Raw genomic sequence first — 24,907 nt, forward strand, 5'->3', positions numbered from 1 at the left:
ACCAACCACCCCGACACCGCCGCCAACACCAACACCAACCGCACCGCGAACAACGCCAGCAACACCACCAGCACCGCCAGCGACACGGACAACGCCACCAACACCACCGACAACACCGCGAACGACACCACCGACAACACCGCGAGCAACACCGCCGGCAACGCCGCGAGCAACACCGCCGGCAACACCGGCAACGCCGTGGGCAACACCGCCGGCAACTCCGCGAGCAACACCGCCGGCAACTCCGGCAACGCCGCGAGCAACACCGCCGGCAACTCCGGCGACGCCGTGGGCAACGCCGCGAGCAACACCGCCGGCAACACCGGCAACGCCGTGGGCAACGCCGGCAACACAGGCAACATGGGCAACTCCGGCGACATGGACAACGCCAGCAACACGGTGGGCAACTCAGGGAATACGAGCAACGCCGGTACCAGCAGCAGCTCCGACAACATGGCGAACGCCGGGAACGCCGGGAACGCCGACACCGTCAGCACCGCCGACACCACCGACACCACGGGCGCCGTGGGCACCACCGGCAACGTGAGCACCGTCGGCACCGTCGGCACCGCCGGCACCGCCGGGAACGCCGTAGGCAACGCCAACACCATCGACAACGCCGTCAGCGACGCCAACGACGCCAGCACCATCGGCAACGCCGACCAAGACGACCACACCAGTCAGCCGACCAACACCACGAACCGACACCACGAAACAACACCAACCCAAGACACCACCAGCACCCCCACCGCCCCCCACCACACCACAGCAGAAAACCACCCAACCGCCTCCGCAAACCACACGAGCACCACAGCAAACCAGAACGCAACACCCACCACCGGCAGACCGACCACCAACCCGGCCGAACCAGGCACCACCGGCGCATCCCAAGGTGGAACCTCCGCCGGAGCCGGTAACCAGCCGGCGACCGTCTCCCACACACCAGCCAGCGACCGAACTGACAACGACACGTCCACCCCCGACACGGCCGTCACCACACCACTCGACCGCCACCACACAGCCCCCGCCACCACCAGCGCCACACCGGACGACATCGCCGTCGACAACCGCCCCACCCACGACTTCGACCAGACCTCAGAGCAGCCCGATTCACGCCACGCCGAAACACCGTCGCGGCAGGCGACGGAGGCCGCCGCGACGCCCGGGGCTCAGGCGACGACCGAACCTGGGTTCTCGGCAGTCGATGTACCGGTCGAGACGAACCATTTCGCCCGGACCCTCGACGCCGCGCTGTCACGCCACGACCAGCACGCCAACCAGGCATCACCGACGGTCCGGCCGGACGTGCGGGACGCTGCCTCGCTGGATCGGGCGCTGCACGAGCTGTCGGGCCGGCGGGCGGTGGCGGTACCCGGTTACGACGCGGTCGAGCGGACGATGACATCGTCGTCGGTACCCGACGACGCGCAGGGACTGCTGCGGGTGGTGGCGTCGGACAGCTCCGATCCGCAGCTTTTCCTGGTGGTGCAGACGGAGAGTGGTCCCGGTTTCGTCGACGTGCGTGACGGATCGGTGGGCAGCCTGCCGGAGAACCCGACGGATCTGCTCTTCGCGCCGATGCATCCGGACATCCAGGTCGCCACCAACGACCAGGGTGTGGCTGGTGGCCTGAGTTCAGCGCTGCACCAGCCGCCGGCCGCACAGGTCGACACGTACCCGCTGGCGGCCGGCTGGGACGTCGTCCGTCATCCCAACCTTGTCTGGATACGCCCACCAGGTGCGCCGGATGCGGTGGTCGCGCAATGGTTGACCGCCACACCGGACACCGGGCTACGGCTGGTGGTCGGTGCTCCGGGGGTCGACCCGCCGGCAGCCGTCTGGGACGACCTGGACCGCCAGCTCGGTGCGCTTGCACCGGAGACGCTGTCCCAGATCGACGGACTACGTGAACTGGGCGCCGATCGGCCGGACCACCACCTGCCAGAGGACGCCAAACTTGTCGACTACTACGAGGAGGCGGCCCGGATCGGTCGGCGGCTCGGCCCGGCACCCACCGAGGCGCAGCTGCGCCAGGGTGCGGCGGACCTGTTCGGGTACCTGTCCGACACCCTGGTCCGCCCGGTGTGGGCCGGGGGGAGAAGCGGCCCGGACCTGGTCGAGATTCCCGCGCCGTACGCGGGCATTCCGCCGCCGACGTTCGACAGCGCTGATCTCGCCGACGGCCTGCACGGGGGTTTCAAGCGCCGGCCGTGGAGCATGACGCTCGCTCCCGGGCTGGACTCGTGGCCGGCTGTGGTCGGCAACCTGCGTCACGAGTGGGAACATGTCGAGCAACACTTCGCGATGGCTCGATACCTGGCCGAGCGGGTACTCACCGAGGACGGTCGAGCCGACCTGGCCCGTCGGACCGGTGATGTCGACGCCCGGTCGGTGGAACGGCTGCGGCAGCTGTTCGGCACCGACAATGAGGCGGTGCTCCGTGCCGCGCTGACTGATCCACTGCGACCGGGTACCACCGACTACGCGTACGCGGAGGAGCTCTATCAGGGCAGGTTGGGGGAGGACCGGGCGGTCACCGAGCAGGTGGAGGCCGCCCGGCGGGACGCGTACCACGCGATGGTCGAGGCTCGGGAACGTCACGAGACGGCCGGGGACCGACCGGCACAGGAACAGGCCCGGCTCGCCCTCGACCGGGTCCGCGCGGTGGCGACCTACCGGGCGGCGCTGGCGGAGTATGCGAGGCTGCCGCTGGAAGGGCCGGCAATCGAGCGGGAGCGGCAACTCGACCGCCTGTTCGCCAGGGACGCCGCCGACCACCGGCTGGTGGACGAGTCGACGGCCCTCGACGACGAACATTGGGTGCTCGTCGAGTCGCCGGACGACGTTGTCCCAGCTGCGGTCGATCTCGCTGGTTCCGCTGTCGTGTCGGACGGGGAAGTGGTTGGTAGCCCAGCTGATCCGGCCACCGAACCAGCTCCGGTGCTCGCGACATCGCCGCTACCGCCCTATACGGTTGGGATCGCGCCGGACGGTTCGTACGCCGTGGCCCAGTCTCCGGCATTTTCGGGTCAGCGCTACGGCAACACCGGCTTCGACATTTTCGGTCCGGACGGATCGCCGCGTGGGACCTACGACGCGCGTACGTTCGAGAGGGACGACTACGTCGCCACCGCCGAGCTGGACAACAACTCACCGGTTCCGGGCGCGCTCGATCTGGCTACCTTCTTCGCGACCGCACACAGCGACAAGGACTACTTCCGTTCGCTACGCGTGATCAACTCGAAGGTGCAGGAGATCCGCAGGAACGCGTACCGCATGGAGGTGTTGTCGGATCCGGGGGCGGAGGCGCAGGACTACCGCATGCCTCGGGTCGAGGCGAACCGGATCGCCCGGGAACGACTGGAACGTGCGGGATGGACGCTCGCGCCGGATGCAGGGACAGCCCGGACGCCGCAGTTCACGCCGGCCTGGACCAATGACCGGCCAGGTTGGATGCCGACGGCACCCGACGGAGCGTTCCTCGACGTGGTCGTCGAGACCCGCGACGACGGGCGGACCCGTCAGATTTCCGGCAGGGCGCTCGAAGGCGACCCGGACACCTTCCAGGTCGTCGATCCTGGCACCGGTCACCATCTGCATAGGTTGCACGCCACCGCCGGCCCGGACGGCGACCGGGCGTGGACCGAAGGGGCCATGACATCGCCTGACGTCCGGCATTTCCACCAGATAGCGACAGAGTTCGGTCTGACATCCGCTGGCCGGTCGCCCGCCGATGCGGCGTACGACCTGGCCCAGCTGATCGTTTCGTCTGGTCAGCGGATCCGTGACGACCTCGCCCTGCCTGGCTATGGTCTGTACCGGCATGCCGTCGCCGGTCGTCAGGTGAGCGTCCGGGCCAAGACGGACAATTCCGGTAAGGTGCTTTTCGCGCGTCGCCAGACCAAGCTCGACGAGTTTCTCGGTCGGACCCGCCGTGGCGATCAGATGATGGCAGAGTTGCGTGCCAGGGGCTGGACAGTGGTGGTCAGCCACACCAACCATGGCGACCCGGACAGCAAGCAGATCAGCCTCAACCCGCACCACGTGACGGCCTGGCCGACGATTCAGAGCGCCTACCGTTCCGAGTTCGGCACTGCGCCCGAAGCCTTCCGTACGACCCGCCGGGCGCCGGCCCCACCGCCTGGACGTCGCAGCGCTTCCCACCGATCTTCCGGCCCGAGCAACACCTCCACCGGTGCGCCGGCCAGCGACGACATCGTCGGGCGGCCGAGGGAACCTGAACCGGAGGAGATCCCGCTCGGGCCGGTGACGGGTCGACGGGCGGTGCCTGCTGGCCTGACGGAGCAGGACACTTCGTCTGCGCAACACGAGGTGGTCGCCGAGCACGTCAGCCCGCCGAAGCGGGTGCGCTTCGCGCTGCCCGAGACATCGCCGCCTGCGGAGGCGACGCCGGAAGGGGAGCTGACTCCAACCCCGGAAACCGTGGCTGACCCACAGACCGCACCAGCGGAGGAGAGGACGCCGGAACCGGAGGAGACCCGCGAAGGTCGGCGGGACAGTGCGCCCGCGCCGCCGTGGTTCGTCGGGCTCGGACTGCTGGGCGACGGCTACCTCAAGTCGGCGGAGAACGTGGCGACGTCGGTTGCGCCGGGACGCGACGACTCCGACGCACCGCAGAGCGTGCACGACGATGTGTCCGCCTGGATCGACACGTTGACCGACGGCTTGCCGGCGACGACAGCTGCCCAGATCCGTGCGAAGGTCATCGAACGCGTCTCCGACCCGGGTACCGATCACTGGAACGACCTGCTGCGCGGCGGGGACGTCATCGCGGTGGGCGACCTCCTGGTCGAACTCCGCTTCAAGGTGGCAGACGCCGAGTTCCAGGAACCGGACCAGACTCCGGTCGAGCCCGGCTATTCGGAGTACTTCAGCAAGTACGGCGACACCACCGTCAAGGACGGTGCCGTCACCACCGCGAAGCGTCGCCTCGGCAGCGCCGTGGACCCGTTGCTCATGTTGAAGGCTGGCGAGCTGCACCATCTGGCACCGTCGATCAAGGTGAGCGGCGAGAAGAAGAAGTCCGTGCACCGCAAGCTCGGCACGGAGGTGCAGTCCGGTTCCCGGATCATCGCGAACGACATGCACGACTATGCCGCCACCATTCGCGCCGAGGGGGCGATACGGCGGGTCGGGGTGACCGAGGACCGGGGAACGGCAGCCGTACGGGCCAACGTGAACCTGCCCGGTAGGGCGCACCTGCGGTTGCCTCAGGCGTACTCCTCGCCGGTGGACGGCACGATCGAGGCCACCCCGGCCGACGATCGGGCACACCCGACGGTCGAGGTCACCGATCCGGCCGTCATTGGCGAGATCGACTTCGCGGTCAACGCGGCCGACCCGGATCCGCTACGCGACAGTCTGCGGCAGATGCTTGTCGAGCTGAAGGTACCCACCGCCGCGATGACCAGTGTGCTTGAGCTGGCCACCAAGGAGTTCCTGAACGAGAAGACCCTCAAGGACCGCAGCCAGTACTGGCTGTCGGACAGCTGGGTGTCGCCACTGATCGGAGCCAAGGCGACTCAGCGGGACAAGACCACTGTCTCCACGAACGGTAAACGTCTGCTGACCAGGAAGCTCTCCGGCTACGGCGACTTCGCCGGCCATCTGGAGATCGGGGCGACGCCGCGCACGGTGCGGTACGTGTCGACGACCGAGAATCCCCTACTGATCCGGGACGACCTCGCCGAGACGGTCATCAGTCAGGACGGTACCGACCACGGCAGTGCGTTCTCCGCTGCCGGTGGGGTGCACCTCGGCTTCGAGACGGAAAGTCACCACCTGATCGCGCCGGCGTTCTCGTTGCCCGCCCTGCACATGTCGGTGGACCACGGTCGCACCGTCGGCAACGCCGGTCAGCTCAAGCACGCGATGATGCGCAGAGACCGGATCGTTCGTTATCGGACGGAGTTCGACTGGACCATCACGATCCACTCTTCGCACGGAGACGCCACCCGGACACAGACGTCCGCCGGCGAGATGGGCATCGCCGAGCAGCACGCCGACGTCTTCGAGGAGAGCGCCCTCGGCGGACGGCCTACGGGGCGGGTGCCCAGCAGCGAACCGGAGACCGCCCAGACGACCGGCCCCGTCCACCAGCGCGACGACGCCGTCGTCCAGGACAACGACGACGCCGTCGTGTTGAACAGTGACGATGTCCACGACGGGGAGAACCGTGACGAGGCACCCCGCGACGGGCGAGTCAGGGACGACGAGGTCGACGGGGGGCGTGACGGCCAGGGGCGGGACCGCGACGAACCGGACAGTGCGCAGCGGCATCGTGAGCCCGACCACCGGGGGCGAGCCGAACTGGCGGCGTCGCTGGACCGCGTACCGTCGCTGCACGCGGTGGCGGAGTTCCTCCGCGCCGGTGGTACACCGCAGATCCAGCTCACCGACCGATTCCGGCAGCTGACCGACTCGGACGGCGACGCCACCGTCGATCTCGCCACGGTCGAAGCGGTCCGCGACGCCCTCCGCACACTGGCCGATCACCACCACATCACCATGCTCTCGGCTACCGGTGAGGTGATCGGCGAGCCGTCCGCAGTTCCCCCGCAGCAGCGTTTCGTCGTCGAGTGGGACGGGCGGATACGGGGTCCCCTGCCGGTGCAGCACCATGTCGTCCACCGGAAGGAACCGCTCACGATGGCCGCCCGAAAGGGCCTCGGCCGGGGTTTCGTCCGCGAGCTACCCGGGGCGCACAAGCTGTACCGACTGGCGGTCCGGGAACTCGAAGCCCAGATGCAGCAGGCCGGGGTGGCCGATCGGCTGAACCCGAGACAGCGGCAGCACCTGCGGCGCACCCTCTCCGTGAAGCTCGGTGTACCGGGGCTTCGCGGAGGGTTCAAGGGGTTGCTGGCCGGCGGCTCGATGAACCACGAGGTCACGGTGGGCGGGTATGTCTTCACCGTCCACCTCGGCACTGAGCTGAGAAGCCTGCGGAATGAACCAACGGTCGATGACGGGGTGACCCTCGACACCCAGAACAAGGGCACTCTGGCGGTAGACGTGGGCGAGAAGCGCCGTGTCGGCGTGAGTGTGGAGACCGACGGCCGGTTTCGGGCACAGTTCACCAAGTTCTTCCGCGTCGATATCCCGTTGTGGAAGGCAGACTGGCGTTTCGGGCGGCACCGCAAGGTGGTGGACGGCAGCGCGGTCAAGACCTACCGGCGGCGGCGGACCGACGGCAAGGTCGTCCGCTTCGAGTACGACAGCGCGTACACGCTGGCGGTCACCACCCGCAGGCTGTCGGGCGAGATTCAACGGGCGCAGGTGCGGGAACTGTCGGGGCCGGAGTACTGGACGCCCGTGTATGTTCCGGAGAAGGACGTACCGGTCACGCCACCCCGCGGTGACGAGATTCTCGCAGTCGGCGCGGTCGACGTTCACGACGAGCCGGTGGCGGACCCGAGCCAGCTGGCTCGGGGCCCGAACGGTCAGCCGGGCCAGCGGCTCGACCTGGCGAGGCGCGGCCTCGCCGGCATCCAGATGAACCTCCTCGGCACGAAGGAGATCAGCGACGAGCTTGCCCGGCTGGCGTCCCGACACGTCCCCCACCGGTCGTGGCTCGGCAGGGCGTGGGACTGGACGGTTCGCCAACTGAAGGGGCTGTGGCCCTGGCAGCGGCCCGAATCGGTCTGGACCTCGCCGGACGCTTTCCGGGATTTCCTGTCCGAAGTCACTCCCTCGGGTAGCCGGTACGGCGTCGCCCAGGAAATCCTCCGCCTGGGCACCCCGACGTTCCTGGAGGCGCACGCTCCGAAGCTGGTCAGTCGGGAGGGCCTGCCGATCCCGTTGCCTCCCACCGCGGACGGGTACGAGCAGGCTCTGGTGCTCAGACTGGACACGTACAACCCGCGGCACGAGGGGATTCGTGAGCCGTCGGCCGGCAGCGGCTACGTCCTGGAGCAGTACACCGAGGCTGACGTGCGGTTCGCCGACGAGGAAGGCCGCGACTCGGGCTGGGAGGCCGAAGGGGGCCTCGGAGCGGTGTTCCGGCTCGGTGAGCCGGAAGGCGGCGAGATAGGTAACACCACCCGCGCCGGCCATCAGCTCTCACTCGGTGGTATCGCCGGCATCGGCGGTGGTCGGGAGAACTCGGACGGCACGACGGTGGGCGGCCTCGATCTCAACCTGGGCACCTATCATGACCGCGCCCACCAGTTCCGTACCGACGGAGTGCTGACGATCAGCCATCACCGCTGGCGGGACAAAAGCTTCGGACGCTTCGAGCACCTGCCGCCGCAGCGAACCCAGGTGAGTGTCCGCGGCGGGGCGGAGTTGGGCGTGCCGTACGTACGCGCCGCTGATCTCGGGCTTCCGATGCCGGAACCCGACCGCCTGCCGGCACGCGACCAGCAACTGCATGTCACCGATCGTGAGGCGGCGATCGGGATGGCGTACTTCGAAGAGGTGCACGCCGCCGACGTCCTTCCCGCGATCAAGCAGGTTCTGGCCGGAAGCCTGCTGCGCTCGGGCCGGCATGATGTTCCTTCCGACATCGTGCGTGCACTCGACGCGACGTACTCCGAGGAGTCCCTGCGGGTCGGTTACCCCATCGCCCGTTCAACCGGTCTTCCGCTGGTGCTCAAGACCCCGACCGAGTTCTGGCAGCCACGCCTCAGGCGCCGGGACGACGTCAAGGCGTTCGGTGAGATCGGCGGCACCACGCGGATCGGCATCAAGGTGACCGCGCGGGAGCAGGGCGAGCCGGCGTATGCCCGGCCACGCCCCGACCTCCAGGTGACCAGCGGTGGACAGGGCCTGCGCGAAGGCCATCGAGGCAAGCGTCGTGACCGCGCCCGGCACTGGGGTGCGTACCTGCGTGGCCGCTGGGCCGGGCTGCACGTCGAAGGGCAGCGGATCGCGGGTGGCGCGCACCATCTCAACGAGCGTAAGGCCGTCCAGAAGCGCAAGACGGTTTTCACGAAGCGCGACATCCGGCGGGCCACCGCGCTCGACCGGTCGCAGGAGTTCCGGCAGAGGACCACCTTCACCATCGAGGTGCACCAGTACACCGACCCGACCGAGCTCTACCGCCGGACCGGTGGTGCGTTGTCGATGGTCCCCCGTCTCGTGGATGTCGTCTCGCGGGGCGAGGCGCAGCGCATGTGGCAGAAGTGGTTCCCGCCGGACAGGAAGCCGATCGCGCAGACCGAACGGCCCGGTTCGGTGCACTGGGTGGTGCCTGGGCACCTGACCACCACCACCCGCCCGGCGCCTGCTCCGGCACCACGATTCCGGCCCGTGGTGGAACGGGCCCGTATGCCCGGCGCCTCCTCCTTCGCCACCGACCTTGCCCCGTACCTGCACGGGCTCGCCGTACCGGGATCGGCGCAGGTGGCACGGTGGGCGCCGGTCGTGATGCTGCCGTGGCGGTCGGCGTCGTGGTATGCCGCCCGGTTGGGGACGTCTGACCCGGGCACCGTCATGCCGCCGGTGGTGCACGGCCTCGAACCCGGTACCAGCGAGGGACTCGGTCTTGAGCGGGTCTTCAACGACCGGGCGGCGCGGAACGAGATCGCCGAGATCCTCGGCGGCGAATACGGCCGGACCCTGCTCAACGGCAAGAAGATCACCGTGCGGATCGAGCCGACCATGGGCCGGTGGCTCACCCGGGGCGGGCTGAACACGCTCAACTTCCCGGAGGAGAACACCGAGCACGAGCAGGAGATCGAGGTCGAGCGGAAGACCGACCAGGGTGCGGATCTCGAAACCGGTCGGGCGGTGTTCGACCCGGTGATGGACAAGGCTGGCCGGTCGTTGATGGCTGGGGGCGGCTCCGGGGGAGCCGCCCGCGACAACACGATCTCTCAAGAGAACTCCTCCGGCGACTACGTCGAAACGAACCGTGCGTGGCGGGGACCGTTCGACTACTACCGGTTCGACGTCACGTACTACGTCGAAGGCCCGCGTAGACACCTGCTGCGCGGCACTATCCCGGGCGGACTCATCGGTGCGCTCCCGGCGACCAGGTCGTCGCAGCTGAGCCGGTCCCACCCGGTCCTCGAACGCCCGCCGTTCGACATCGGGGATTTGGTTCGGCAGTGGGCGAGGGACGGTGCGATACCAGCTGACGCGGCCGGTGTCATCGCCACGCAGATCACCGACGGAGCTGTCGACCGCCCCAATCCCGAAAACGCCCTCGCCCCGACACCACTCGACCCGTTCCGTACGCAGCCGGTGCGGTTGTGGGTTGAGGGAAAACCGGAGGAACTGCCCGACCAGATCGTCGCCGAACTGCGGTCCGCCGCCGTCGATGTTGTCCGGCGAGTCGGCAAGCCTCTGGATCTGCTGGTGGCCGTCGACCGGAAGCCGCTGGTCACATACCACGTCGACCGGAGCGGGTCGATCACCTCCGACGAGGCGCAGGCGCGATCGGAGGATCGGATCGACTGGTCCACCGTGGCATTCGACCGGCCGGTCTTCGACCTTGCGCCGCGCCTGGACTCTGATCCGCTCGGCCGGGCGGGTCCGTCCTGGCCGCCGCTGCCCGGCGCGCGAACCGAAACCGACCTCGAACGCCACTACGGCTGGCTGCGGCGGGTGAATCCGTACGCTGGTCGGGGCGGGGAGTTCGCGACGAACTGCCTGCTGACCGCGATCGCCACCGACCTGACCCTGGCGGACCGGGCGGACCCGGCCACGGCCGGCGACGACGCTCATTTCCAGGCGCCCCCCTCCGACGTGCAGACGGCGGCGGACCTGTCGAACTACGCCGGCAGGCAGTACCACGAGGTGCCGGACTACTCGGCGATCCGGGAAGCGCTACTGGCGGCACCGGTCGGTGCACGCGGAATCGTGGTGGTCACCGACCGTGGCGGCACGGTGTCACACGCCTTCAACGCGGTGCGGGACGACGACGGGGTGGCCTTCCTCGACGGCCAGACCGGCGGGTGGGCGGCCGGGCCGACGAGCCCGGAACGGCTCCGGTTCATGCCGGTGACCGATGACATCCCGCAGCCCCGTACGGTGCCGGTCCCGACGGGGCACGACGACAACGATCCTGTCGGAGCCCTCGGCATCGAAATCGAGGTACACGGGCTGAAAGTATCGGCTACTCCCGATGTGGACTTGAAACACAGAATAGTCCTCGCCGAGGGGCCCGGCGGATTGCTGACGGTCGACGGGGGAGAAGTCGGTTGGGTTGCGGAGGTGGTGTCCAGGCCGGGAGCGATGCTGCCTGGTGAGCAGCGGCCCGACGGGTCCGCCGTCGAAATGGTCGAGCGGGCGCTGGCTGTGGTCAGGAGCTTGCAGGCGGTCGGTCTGGAACGAACCGTACCCCTCACGTCCATTCTCGACGGGGTGGAGGGGTTTGCGGCTACCGATGCGGGGCGGGAGGTAACGGTTACGCGTGTCAAGGCGCCTGAGGAATCCCACCTCTACTCCCAGTACACGGTCGGAGTTCCGTACTCAGGGCTGAGGTCGGTGCTGGAGATGGCCCTTGCGGGCGGGGAGAACGAGCTTGGCTCGTCCCTCCTCGCGCAGGGTCTGGAGTTGGGAGCCGAAATGGCCCGACGCCTCGACTTCGTCGCTGACCCCAGGCGTGGTCCCCATGACGCCGATATTCTGGCCGGTGTTGTTGCGCTCGTATACCCGCACCTGGCCGTGCAAACATTCATGAGGCCCTATCAAGGACAGGCTGTCGCCAAAACGGCTCTCCTGGCTGCGAGCAGGATGAGCTTCCGGTCGATTCGCACGGGGCTTCCGGTCAGCGTACGGCACTTTTTGACGGACAACGCCAACTATCTCCGAGGCCAGATCAACGGTCGGTGTGTCCAGGCAATGGTGTTGCAGCATGGGCGTAAGGGATATGACTACTTTGCTGAGTGGAGTCTGTACGACAGTAAGGGGCGACCCGACTTCTTCTCGCCGCGGGGCGCGATAGGGCAATCCCATCGCGCCTATCTCGACAACTTGTTGTTCGATGGTGTGGATGACCGTGGGGAGGAGGTGCCGTTCGTCGATCCGGGCAAGATGGTCGCGATCGAGACCCGATTCGATGCATTGGATCGTGGGGGAGCCCTGCCTTATCCGCTCATCGCGGTAGAGTTGCGATACTACAACAAGCAGGCGGATGAAGACGGGATTAGAAACAATCTGGATGGCCTCGGTCGGGTGGTGTCCAACCTGGTTCCGGCCCCCCTGGATCAGGGCGAGATCGATCGACTGATAGCTGAAAATGAGCATGTAGCCGCCGTGCTCAACACCAAGGCCGTCGAGTTGGAAGAGCGGCTCGTGGCATGGGAGAAATCTGAAGAGCGCAAGCGTGAGGAGGCTGAGGACAACCGTGGGCTAGCTGAACAACTGGTCGCGGACGCTCGGTTGGCCCGCAACTATGCCATCGAGCTTCGGGCCGTGGCGGATCGGTCTCCTGTGTCGGCCGAGGTGCGGCAGCGAATATTGGACATCGCGGCATCTGCCTCCGAAAAGGTGCAGGAAGCCGCACTAGTCTCGCGGATCGCTGCTGCCGGTCGGGAAGCCGCACTACTTGGCAGCCCCTTCACCCCGATCGACGAGGAGGCCTTCTCTGCTCTATTCGACAGAGATGACCGAATAGACAACGAGAACGATGCGATACGTGAGGCCAACCTACGGTGGCAGGAGGAGTGGAATGCCAGGCAGCCGGAGTCGGTCAACCGGGCCGATTTTGCCGACGCCGCCCACCTCACGGTTGATCAAGCGGTTGGTCAGCTCATCGCAGCGCAGGGGCATCTCGACGAGGTCGTTCGGCACCGCTTGGCGCTCGACGAGGGCAATCCACCGCCCAGCAAGCAGGTGGAGATGCGCATCTTGCAGGAGGCCGCCACCCGCACAGTGGCGGCGGCATGGACCAACTACCACGACGCGTTCAAGCATGCTGTCCTGAGCACCGATGGACCGGTCAGGGCGGCAAGCGTCGAGTTGCCCGACCACGTTCGCGCCCTCAACGAAACTGTGAGCCGGACGAACGAGCAGTTGGTGCAGAGCCAAGGACCGACGCTGGCTGACTGGGTGAGCGACCTGGCTTCGAATGTCGACGTGGCACTGCGAGCTGCCAGGGTCGCCCACGACTACGCCGAGCATGTGCGCGGAAGCGTGACCGAGTCGGTCTTTCTCGACCTGTCTACGGAAACCGCGGCGGGACTTGCCCGGGACAGCCGGGAGAACGTGCATGTCGCGGTAGGCAACCTCGTGTCCGCGATCCGAAACATCACGGCCGGGCATATTCCTGACCATGTGCGCGAGAGCCTCAACAACGCGGTCGACAGGTTGAACACCTGGCTCGGCTGGGAGAGTTTTCGCTGGCGGCAGAGTTGGGCTGACGTGAACCCGACCGATGCGCAACAGGTCAGGGCGCATGTCGCAGAGGCGGCGGCCCAGCTGGACCTGACGAGCCGACACCTCTCGCACACCACCGAGAACCGCCGCATCGTCGACGACATGAACATGCATCCGTCGACGTTGTGGGGCACCGACGCGCAGCGCGCATGGGCCCATGGCCTCCGGCGACATGCCAGGAGCGTCGAGGAAGTCGCAGCAGCCTTGGTGAGCCAAGCGGCAGGCGATCATGACGCCGCCCAATCGGTACCGGTCACCGACGCAGGTCAGTACCACGACGAAAGGCTCCTCGGCCTTCTGCGGGAGCTGCCGCCTCATCGGGACGGTGGCGACGACTGCGTCACCCGGCTACGGACGGTGCGCCGTGGGCTCTTCGGTGCGCCGGCCCGGCCGGTCGACGACAACATCGGTCCGGAACATCTGCGGCTCGCCGAGGAACTCGGTGGCGTCTGGTCCAGGGTGACCGACGCGTCCACGCTCGCTGCCACCCTTGAGCGGGGCGGTCCGGGCAGCACGGCGTTCGCCCTGTTCGTTCACGCTGGCGGCGCACCCGGGTCTCGACAACTGGTCCGGCACGGCGCGCTGGTGCGGCACTTCACCGACGGATCGTTGCAGTGGGTGGAGACACAAGCCGCAGTGGACCAGGCAATCCGACCGTTCGTGCGAGGCGAGCCGCTGCCGTTGGACGCGCTGGCGATCGCGGTCCGGGCAGACGGCTCGATCATGGACCTGCCAGCCGGGCAGGCCCGGTTCGATGCGCCAGCACCGCCAGCCGACCCGAAGTACGGCATGAACCGTACCGGTCCCACCGACGACGGCGGTACCAGCGAACTGGCCCGATTCCTCACCGGGACGGACCCGCAGGACAGCGACGAGACCACCCCGGGCCATGTGTCCCAGGGGGAGCGGCCGGAGCTGCCCACCGACGCGGAATCGCTGTCCGCTTGGGCACTGTTGGCGCGGATGCCGGACCGGTTCCGGCCGAGCGTACGGCCGGAATGGGCCAGCCGACCCCTGCTCACCAGTGTGCTGGTGCCCCCGGAGGTAGCGTTCGTCGCCGGCTTGCAACCACGTCCGATCGACGGTGGTGACCCTGAGACGGCCCTGGCCCCTGTCCGGGACGGCACAAGCGGGATCGCAAACGGGCTTGTCGGGTTCGGTGACGACCGGCTGCACCGGCCACCGGTCCGTGGTGAGTTCGTCTACGCGGTGCTGGCCGACGGTGGCATCGACCGCGCGGCGAGCCCAGCCCTCCGCACGACCTCACCTACCGCACCCGATGTCCTCGGGCAGTTCCCCGAATCCCGTGTGCTGGGCGCGTGGCGAGTTTCCGTCGAGTCCGACGGAGCGGTGTCGTTGGGTCCGTTCCGACCGAACCAGAAGGCGGATCTCCGTGCTGGGGAGGTAGAGCTGGCCTGGCGTGATCCCAAGGTTCTGGATGCTCATGTGGCCCGTGCGGTGGAATCGGCGGTCAACGCCGATGGCAGCCGTTTCACCCGGGGCGTCGACGCCCCGCCGGTCAGGTCGGAGTCGGACTACCGCCAGCTTCGGATAGCTGACGCATCCGTGCACACGGAGCTTCGGGAGCGAGCCAGAAAGGACTACGCCGCGCTTGCGGGGAGAACCGGGAACAGCGAACATCGCGCTGCCTGGGAGCGTCTCGCTGACTTCCTGGCCGAAGCGGCAGGGATACCGAAGGTGTTTCTCGACTGGTCAGATCGGTATCGCGAGTTCTACGCCGAGCGGTGGACAGTTGCCCTGCCGCAGGACGACGTAGACCCGACTTTGCGTGCGCTGGTACACGGCGTCGGGCATGCCGAGCAGACCATGCTCGTCGGCCGGCTGCTGGCCGGGCTGACCACTGGTCGAAAGCACATCGTGCGACTCACCACCGTCGACGCGGTACGAACCGCCATGTGGAACGACCCACTCTGGCTCGATGACCCACGACATCCGGTTGCCGCTCTCCTGCTACAGGCAGGGTTCGCTGACGTTCCCGCGAAGCCGTCGACCGGCCGACAACCGGATCCATGGGTCGTCTCCCCCGATACCGCCATCGTCAGCGCACGCAGAAAGCTCGCCGACCTCGACCACAATTTGGGGTTGGCTCGCCACCTTCCCGATTTCGACGGACGGATGCTCAGGTACTTGGAGGAGAGGAAGGAGCGGGCCGAGGCCGCGCTGATCCGCGCAAGTGTCATGTACATGCAGCAGGCCGGCGAGGCACAGATGCTGCAGGTCGAGGTGGACCTTTCTGCTGGCGGGTCGGTACGTGACTGGTCGACTTCGCCCGTCCCTCAGATTCCCGACTACCGGTCCGAATCCGGCCCCGCCGGAAGCTATGTGTGGTCCACTTCGAGTCAGCGGATCGACGAGACGATCAGGATGGCTCATCCGGGGCGGCCACTGGTTTCCGTGCAGGTAGACGACCCGGCATCGGCAGACGAGTTGCTCACGATGATTCACGAGGCTTCACTCGACAACGCTCTCGTGGAACTCGTGATCGGAACGGGGCTGACCGCAGAGCGTCTGCAGGCCCTGGCAGGGCGACTCGGCGGCCAGCAGGTGCTGATCGTGGCGAAGCGCTGGATCGCAGCAGATCGGCCGCTGCCGGACAACTTCGTTCCGTACACGATGTCGTACCAGCGGACCGTGGGCGACCATGCCGTCTACTACGCAGTGCACCCTAACCAGCGGCAGGCGCCGACCCTGAACGGGATGCCGAGCATGTTGAGCCCCGGTGGCGACACCGCGTCGGTCAACTGGTACGCAGTCCAGTGGACTGGAGGCAACTCGGCATCCTCGTCCTGGACCACGTGGATCCGACCCGACTCCCTCCCGGAGAACGCGGGACCGGAGCCGGTGGACAGCGTGGCAGGCTTGCCGAAGGTCCTCGTCGGTGCGCCAACGCACCCCCCGCCGCCGCACCTCGTCCGATTAGGACATCATTTAGCCCGAACTCTCAGTGGGCGTCCTGACGCCGTTGCGGATCCTCGGATCTTGCAGGTACACCATGGGAGTTCTGAGCACTTAGCCTCGATCGATACACGGGGCCAGGTGATCGAGCAAGTTCTGCCACGACTGCTTCAGGACCTGGACTGGACGCTGTTCCAAAATCCGAGCACTGACACCGATGTCGGAATCGATGCTCGCCTTATTCTAGAAGCCTTGTTGAACATCGCTATCCCGGGCCCCCGACCGGATGGCGTGTCGGAGTCGATCAAGGCTTTGGAGCGACTCGCCACCATTCTGGGGGTCAGACCGAAGGCTCTGCTGCCGCTGGGGTACGTCGCAGCGCGGGCGTACGGCATCGGTGCGCTGTCCCAAAAAAAGCTGCAGTTGGTGAGAAAGCTTTTTGATGTTTTGGGGGATCGGGATGGTTCCCTGCCGGTTGGTGAGGTACAACTTTCGCAGAGGCTCGAGCAGATCGACGGCCTGAGGCGTTTCGCAACCTTCCCGGATACCTTGCGCTTGCGGTATGTCCTCGATGTCATCGAGTTGCAAAGCTCTGCGCCCGACTGGCGGGCAAGTTTTTCCGATGAATTGGGGCGGATCACAACATGGATCGACACACTGGCATCATTTGTGAACCGCGCTGAATTCAGTGGACGGATCTGGTGGATAGGCTATGGGATGATGATCCTGCCTCCCAACCTGTCTGACGGCAGCGAGTTGATCGTGGCATGGCGGCAGGATGGGGGGCGGCGGGCGCCGTTGCCCGCCGGCTTCCCAGCATCCATGTTCGGAATTGATCCGCTGCCATCCCTGCTGGTGTTTCTGGGTTTGGCAGTTCGCGGGCATGTCCCCCTGCCGTTCCTGCAGTTTAATCCGGAATTTCCGGTGCGGCTGTTGCCGGTTACCGGTGATGCTGACGTCCTGCCATTCAAGGACTGGCAGCAGAAGGTGGAGGAGCTTAGTAAGCGTACAGGCCTCGCAGTCACCTTGGCCGACCCGGTGAGAATGGAGGAACAAGACTGGGCGGCCGCGAGGATGCCGGAAGTGATGACAGGCGGAAGTGGCATCCGTGACGACGACGGTAGCGACGGAGACGGTGTCGACGGCGATAGCGACAGCGAAGGCGACGGCAGCGACGGCGACGGCAGCGACGGCGACGGTGTCGAGGGCGACGGTGTCGAGGGCGACGGTGTCGAAAACGGCGGTGTCGAAAGCGACGGCAGCGACGGCGACGGTGTCGACGGCGTTAGCGACAGCGACAGCGACGACGGCGGCGAAGGCGACCGCAGAAGCGGCGATGATGAAGGAGACGTTTTCCTGGATGGCGGTCCGGAGGTGTCGTTCGACGAACTGCATGACGAAGTCATCAGGCGGCTCCGAGCGCGTGCCGACGATTCGGGCCGCTCAGCAGGCGAGCAACCGCCGACGGACGTACAGCGTCCGGACCACCGAGACCGAGTGGCGTCTGTCGTAGTCGACACGGTGAACGCCCTCAAGAAGCAACTAACCGAGAGCGGAGCGGCGGAGCTCGCCACTGCTGGGAATCGGCTCGACAGCCTATACGGGCGGAATCGTCTCGCCGCTTGGCTCATTGCTATTGACGGCTTCTACGAAAGCCTGGATCCGACCAGTCGACAGGCCAGACCGCTTACTGACACTACCGGTCTGGCTTCGCTCCAACCGCTTGTGTCCGCTCGCATTGACCAGCTCTTTCCCCGCGTTCAGCCGGTGGGGGCGGGCGATGTGACAGCCGGTGTCGAGACGTCGTCCGGCCGGTACCTTCCGCGTCCGGGAGTTCCGGCTCGTGAGTTCATGTGGGCCGACCGCTTGCCCACCTTCCCGCACGTCTTCGGGGTGGCGGGGAGCTACGACCCGGAACGGGCGGAGATGCGAGACGGTGTCGACCCGGCCCGCCTCGCGGAGCAGATCGTGTCCGACGGGAACTGGCGGAATTCCCAAAATCTGGTGATCTTGTACGCCGGAGGCGTCGATCCGAAACGGTTCGCCGAGCCGCTCGCCGCGGAGTTGTCCCGTCGGGCCGAAAGTCCCGTACACGTGCTCTCCACGCAGGACGACCTGCTGCAGCGTGCGGAGCCGGGAGAACCGTCACTACGAGCGGTGCGGATATCTGTCCCGGCTGTCGGCGATGCCGGTCCGGAGCGCGTCGCCGCCGGCCACTGGTCGTTGCACGGACCGGTCCACGAGGGTGAGTACGACGACGATCTGGTCCATGTCGTCGAGCAGCAACTCCCGCCGCAACTGCGCGACCGCCGCAGCGGTGACTCGCCGTCGGCGGAGCGCGGCCGGTACCTGTGGCGCGCAGAACGGACGCCAGACCGGGCGCCTCCGCCGTACGTGCTGGCAGCGCCGGCCCTCGGGCCGGTGGCAGCGGCGCAGGCCCGTGCCTGGTTGGCCGACATCGGGGTGCACGAGTGGCGAGTGGAGTCGCTGACCGGTGACACGTTCGAATTCGACCTCGCTCAGGTCAGGGAGCTGGCGGCGCAGCTCGACATCGGCAGCGACCCGTACGAGCTGCGTCGTCTGGTGGAGTGGGCCGACGTGGTGGGCAATGTGCCTGTCGAGACCATCGAGGTGGCCGATCGTCTGGGGCTGGCTGGTCCCGGTCCCCTCTACGCGGTGGCCCAGGATCTTGGTTTGGCTCCGGCCACCCTGACGATCCTCGGTGACGAGCTGGTGGCGGTGACGGCGGGCTCAACGGCCCGCACACCTGAGCAGGGCAGCTGGGTCGATGCGCTGCGCACCCGGCTTGTGGGCCATGGCGTCCGGACTGACAACGAGTTGCGGGTCCTGGCCGAACTCGGGGCACGCCTCGGGCTGCGGTCGGCGGACCTGCCTGTCGTCAGGTCGCTGGCCACGAGGGGCGTGCCGTTGGAACTCGTGCATGCCCTGCCGGACCGGTACGCGGCGGTCGTGTTCGAGCAGGCGAGGCTGGCGCTGAAGCTCACCGATCCGCAGGCGCGGGCGGGTGCGCTCGGCTTGAATGATCCGGTCAACGTGCGGACCGTCGCGGACAAGCTGGAGATGGACCCGCTCGTGATGGCCACAGTGTTCGGTGACCTGATCCGTGCCGTGACAGCTGGAGGCACCACGGATGCTGAAGTAGTCGCCGACCGCGTCGTCGAACAGCTCAGCCGCGAGTTCGGGTCGCTGCCTCGTGCACGCGAGTACGCCAGCGCAACGATGGTTATCGGGATCCCGCTGACCGATCTGCCGCTCTTGCTGCCGGCGCGGCACCTCGAACGACTTGCCTACCAGGCCCTGCGGACCATCGCGCCCGACGGCCTCGTGGCCTTTCTGGCTGACCTGCTGCCCGGATGGCATCTCGAGCTGCTCAAGGAGGGGGCGGGGGAGCGGAAGTACGAGGTCCCGCCGAGTTTGGTGACGCCACCTTCGGTGCCGCCGGCCTGGCAACCGAGCGAGGTGTTGCGGGGGGCACTGCCCCGCATCGACTACTCCGACGACGAGGTGGTCACCGACTGGACGGAGCGACTTGGTGGTATCACCCGTCAGCAGCTCCGTGATCTGGTCGCGCATCCGCTGGTCGACCCGCAGCAGCTGTTGGAGCTGGCGACCCACCTACGGTTGCCGGCGGAGTCGGTTCGGCAGTTGGTAACCATCGCGACCTGGACCGGGCGGGTACCGCAGGAGCTGGGTTGGCACGCCCAGCGATTGGAAGTCTCCCCGGAGACCCTGGTGGCGGTGGCGGGGCGGATACCGACTGATCCCGCTTACCTTGTCCCATTCCGGGCGGCTTTCGACCGGGTTGTCACGCCAATCTCGGATGAGCACTCCGACATGCTGACTCCGGCACGGCTCGCCACAGAGCTGGTCCGATCCGCCGTCGCGGCATGGCCGTTCGCCGCGACGAAGGTCGACCCCGACTGGGTCCTGTGGCTGGGAAGCAGGTTCTTGGGAGCGGGGACGTCAGTCGGGTTGCCGCCGCGGCGGCTGGCGTTCCTGCTGCAAGACGTGGACGAAAGGATGAGCAAGCCGACCAGTGCAGGCAGCGATTGGTTGGCTGGTCGTACTGCGGAACACCTGGCGGAAGCATTCGACATGCCTGAGCCACTGGAGCGGCAGCGAGTCGACTTGGAGGCGCCACACGCCGACGACTGGTGGTTGGCCTGCTGGTTGTCCGAAATCTACGACATGCCCGCGCATGAGATCCAGGACCGGGTGCTCAGTGAGTCCATGTTGGACCATGGGGCGATGGTCATGGCAGCTCGGGAACTCAAGGTGGCACCGATGGATATGGCCGATCTGAGTTACCAGATCGGACGTGTCGCCGACGACATCCCCGAGCTGGCTACCCGACTGGGTGTCGTCGTCCCGCGCCGGCTGTTCGAGCTGGCTTTGGAACTGAACATAGATCCAGATCTTCTGCGATGGCTCCCTGATCCAGACCGGCTCAACACGCAGACGGTGAACGACGTCTTCGCGAGTGTCGACGACGCGATGAACCTGATGGTGGTACGCGATCGTGCGCCCGAAGCGTGGACTTGGGGGCGTGAGCACGATCCGCAACAGCAGCGGGAGATCGCTGCGTGGACCGCTGGCAACATCGGGATATCTGCTGAGGAATACCGCTACCTCGATGATCGACATCTGCTCGATAGGATCGAAGATCTTCGCGACAGCCTGGTCGCCCCTCTCGGTTTCGACGAGCAGGCGTTCTCACGGCTGGCAGCCGAGCTGGACGTCGGTGTGGAGTGGATACGGGGGACGAGCCTGCGCCTCGATCGGATACCGAGCGACGTCGGGTCCTTGGCAAGGCGGATCGGAGTCTTCGATCCAGTCCGTCTCTTCGCACTCTCCTCGGTCCTGCGCGTGGATCCGCGTCGCCTGGGCGATCTGCTCTCAGCGGAGCTGATCAACCAACTCAATGCCGACGAGGCGCGTTTCAAGGTGGTGGACGGCGTCGTCGACCGCCTGAAGTCGGAGAGAGCGGACGAGATCGAGCGGCTGCGTGCCGTCGGGCCGTGGGCGGGCGTGATCGACCTGGTTCTACACGTCGGTCGAGTTCCCACCGAGCTGAAGGGCTACCCGATCGAGGCTTACCCGTCAGTGCGCGACATCATCGTCACTGCCCGGGACATGATGCGGGATCCCGGGCTGCTCGTCGCCTTCGTTCGGCTGACCGGGCCGCTCAGGTCACGGGATCACCTCGTCCGCGGCTACCAGGTGTGGGAGCAGAATCTGGCCGATCGTGGCGTCCGTGCCAATGAGATTCTGGGACTGCTCCGGCAGGTGGACAACGAAGGTGTCAATCGGCGAGCGATCGATGCTCTGCCGGATCAGGTCATCCAGGATCTGGTGTGGGAGGAGCGGAGCCGTGATCGACGACGGGTGCCGGAGGTGCTCCGGGAGTTGGTCGCGCAGACACCGGAGGCGGACCTTTTCGACCGGGTCGGCACCCTCGCCCGGAGGACCAGAGCCGGCTTGAATCTGGTGCCGGTCCTGGCGGACCTGCCGCCGGTGGACGGACTGTCGGTGAAAATCACCGCGACGGTGCCGAACGACAACTTCACGAACGTCCGGATAAGGCAGCTAGAGAGGCTGACGGATCAGCAGCCCGACATCGGAAGAGAGGAGCACGACGGTCTCAGCTGGCATTTCACTGTCCCCCTCGCCGGTGGCTGGGAAAAGCTGCGGAGGGTGCTCGGCGTGCTGCGCGACGTGCAGAGGGTCGATATCTCGAACAGAACAGCTCGGACCAACATCCGTGCCAGTGTGCTGGTCGACACCGCCGAGTTCGACGAGGAGGCGTACGTGCGCCTCGCCCGGATCCACTACACCCACGAGGATCTACTACTCCGTCTCGCCACACCTCAAGAGGAGCTGTATGCCCCCTTCCGCCGGCTGTGGTATCCGACCGTCCAGCAACTCCTCGACGAACATCGGAGAACCGACACTCAGGTCGAGGGTGGACACGGGACAGTACCCTCCGAATTCGGCCTCTACCTTGACGGTGGCAGTGCCGAAATCGGTCCCTTCTTCGGAACAAGCACAGGCGTGATGCAGGCCAGGATCAGCGTCATAGCCGCGATGCGGGACACCGTCCGCGCCGGAGAACTACCCCCGGGGGCGGACACCTGGCGCGTCGAACTGGCCGGGGGGTACGCCGAACCGCTCAAGCTTGGCGGCGCTACCGCCACCGGTACCGACCGGAGCGCTCGACGCCTGCTGGCGATGATCCCCAACCCGCTGCTCCGGGCCCACGCCGCCGCGCTGTTCCACACCACGCAATGGGTGAGCCTCGCGATACCTCGGTTCCGCCGCCCTGGTCCGATCCTCACTGATTTCTCCGCTCCGACTCCCGCGCAGACGAGGGCGAGGTTGGAGAGCGCGGCCACCGATCCGAACGAGGCTGCCTCGGTGAGGCTCGAACGGGTCGCGGACTGGGTCCAGCGGCGGACCGGTGACGGCCGCCAGGCGCTGCCCTACTTCCTGACCAGCGCTAGCCACACAGCGAAAGTGGCACTCGTCATCCCGCTCGACACGCAGTACCGCACCCCCGGGCGACCCTGGACGTCGATGAGCGTATTTGACCGGATCAGGGAGGTCCGCAGGGTCTTGGACGAGGAAGGCCTGACGGGCTGGCGGGTCGCTCCGGAAGCCCACCGCCACTCCCTTCGTTCGCCGCAGTTGACCGCCGACCAGAAGACCTGGCAGGACATCGCCCGGGTCCTCGATGTCCTCGACCACCACGGCCTGACCGCGGCACGTCTGATGCACGTATCGCTCCAGGTCGTGAACGTCGGCGTCACTCCGGATCGGGGTGCCGGACTCGCTGTCCTCGTCGATCGCTTCCGGGACACGTTCGCCAGGCTGGGCGACGACCCAAGCCTGCGAGCGAAGACCGCTGGGGCAGGCAACCGAGGGCCGTGGCAGCCGCACTTCTCCGATGATGGAGTGGGCTTCGAGCTCCACACGTCCGTACTGGACCTGCCAGTCATCCAGACCTGGATGAAGGTCGCGCTCGGTCTGGCCGGCCTGGCCACGCCGGCCGATGACCGGCCGCTGGAGCCCCCGGTCGCCGACCTGGACACGCTGCTGAAGCTTCTGTTCGACAACCATGCGGACCGGGTGCAGGCGGCGGTGCTCCACCACATCGGCCCGACCGGTCCGGGTGATACCAGCCACGACCTCGAAGTCGGTGTGGTGCCGGACGGCGCTCGTCACCTCATCGACCGTCCAGTGGGCGTCCCGGTCGGCGAGGAATATCGACGAGCTGCACTGCAGACCGAGCACCCGGCTGCATTCGTCGCCGCACTGGCCGAAACGAGCCCTGACATGATCGCGCACGACGCGGTCCGCCAGGTCGGTTACCTGCGATTGACACCGCAGTACTGGAGGGATCTCTACAACCGCATAGCGGCCGTACGGCCGGACGCTCCAGAGGGTGAACGCGACCAGGCTCTGCTCGACGACGAGGAGGACGAGGTACAGATCGAATGGACGCGGCTGGGGAACAGCTACCACACCGTTGGTGAATGGCATGAGCGCTACAGCCGGCCAGCGGACAACCGGGACAGCCAGGAGCAGGAGCAGACGGGGACGGAAGATCAGACGTGGACCGGCGAGCCGGCGTCCGCTGCTCCACCGCCGACCGGGGACCTGGCAACGACCGTCGACGTCGAGGTCAGCACCGGGTGGAACTATCCACCGGACTGGCAGGCACACGATGTGCCCGCCGACGGGCACTGCCTCCGCCACGCAGTGACGCTGAGTGCCCGACTGCAACAGGTGCCTCTTCCCCACTCGGTGCGGGACGCGCGAACCCTGGGTATCTACGGCGCGGGCGAGGTCCGTCGGCGGCCCGAGCAGTTCGAGCCGGCACTCGGACGGACGGTGGGGCAGCTGGTGGCAGAGGAGACGTCGGACAGAATCGACGGCGAAGCCCGATGGAACTGGGTGTTCACCCTGATCGGCCCCTTCCAGCCGCCAGAACCGACCCAGCGGGAGGTGGCGGAATGGCGGGAGAACGCCGCGCACGAACAGCTACGGGCGGAGGGCCGCCGCCGTGGTCACCCGGTCGCTGACCTGAGCATCGCGGCGCTCCGCGACCTCATGCCGGACTTCCGGCCGGCCGACACCACCGCCGTCATCGAGCAACGGAGGCACGATACGATCCGGCACCAGCGGCGGGAAGAGCTGGCCCGCCTCGTGGACGGCCCCACCGGCCTGGCCGTGGTGGAGAAGCTCGATGACGTTCTCCGATCCGTGGACAGCAGAGGACATGCCCTCACGGCACGTGTGCTGCGCCTGTGGAACTCCACCGGAACCCCACCGACCGCTGTGCAGCTGTTGGCGGATGCGATGGAGCGTCCAGACCTGTGGAACACCGCGATCGGCGACGACGTGCCGGCGGCGACGGCCACCGCGCTCGGCGTGAACCTGGTCGTGCACGAGCCACACCAGACCGTGAGTCTGTCCAGCGACGCAAGCGCTGCGGTGCTGCACGTGCGGCGCGTCAACCGGAATCATTACCAAGCTCTCGGACCCGACCAGCCGGACCTGTGACGCAATTCCGCTGACCGGCCTGAACGCCGCGCCCAGCCGATTCGTCATGTGGAGGCGGATCGGC

At 67.1% G+C, this 24,907-nt stretch carries 1 protein-coding gene and 1 pseudogene; one reads left to right on the forward strand and one right to left on the reverse strand.

The window, feature by feature from the left end:
* Positions 1 to 599: pseudogene (locus HCA58_RS23170) on the reverse strand (hypothetical protein); the annotation flags it as partial.
* Between HCA58_RS23170 and HCA58_RS13975 the strand changes: the two are divergent.
* Entirely contained in the window at positions 544 to 24,843 is a 24,300-nt protein-coding gene (locus tag HCA58_RS13975; protein WP_205808624.1) for a toxin glutamine deamidase domain-containing protein, read from the forward strand. The pseudogene HCA58_RS23170 and the gene HCA58_RS13975 overlap by 56 nt on opposite strands.
* Positions 24,844 to 24,907 lie beyond the last annotated feature (64 nt).

It is taken from the genome of Micromonospora sp. HNM0581, from assembly GCF_012726175.1.
GTDB lineage: Bacteria > Actinomycetota > Actinomycetes > Mycobacteriales > Micromonosporaceae > Micromonospora.